Origin of the sequence: Enterobacter sp. CGMCC 5087 (assembly GCF_003144775.1) — a bacterium.
Classification (GTDB): Bacteria; Pseudomonadota; Gammaproteobacteria; order Enterobacterales; family Enterobacteriaceae; genus Enterobacter; species Enterobacter cloacae_M.
The window spans coordinates 1-407 of record NZ_QFXN01000061.1 but is presented as its reverse complement, the minus strand read 5'-3'; the positions used below and the strand labels follow the sequence as shown (position 1 = coordinate 407).

Below are 407 nucleotides of genomic sequence, written 5' to 3'. Positions count from 1 at the left end.
GGAAAGAGACCGGCTATGACGTGCTGGAAGGGGTGGCGGTGATCCCCGTCCATGGCACGCTGGTTCAGAAGCTGGAAAGCCTGCGGCCGTACAGCGGCATGACCGGCTATGACGGTATCCGACAGTCCTTTCTGAATGCCCTGCATGACCCGGAGGTCACGGCGATCTGTCTCGATGTGGATTCGCCAGGCGGTGAAGTGGGCGGATGTTTTGACCTGGTGGATTTGATTTACGCCAGCCGGGGGAAAAAGCCGATACACGCCATTCTGACGGAAAGCGCTTACTCAGCGGCTTACGCCATCGCCAGTGCGGCGGACAGGATAGTGGTTCCCCGCACCGGTGGTGTGGGCTCGATTGGCTGCATTGTCATTCACTGCGACTGGTCACAGCGTATCGAGAAGGAGGGC

General features: G+C 59.7%; 1 protein-coding gene. It reads left to right on the top strand.

All coding sequences use genetic code 11. The features are described 5' to 3' along the window. The coding region (locus DEO48_RS05365; RefSeq protein WP_146198243.1) for a S49 family peptidase at nt 1-407 on the top strand (407 nt) is incomplete at both ends.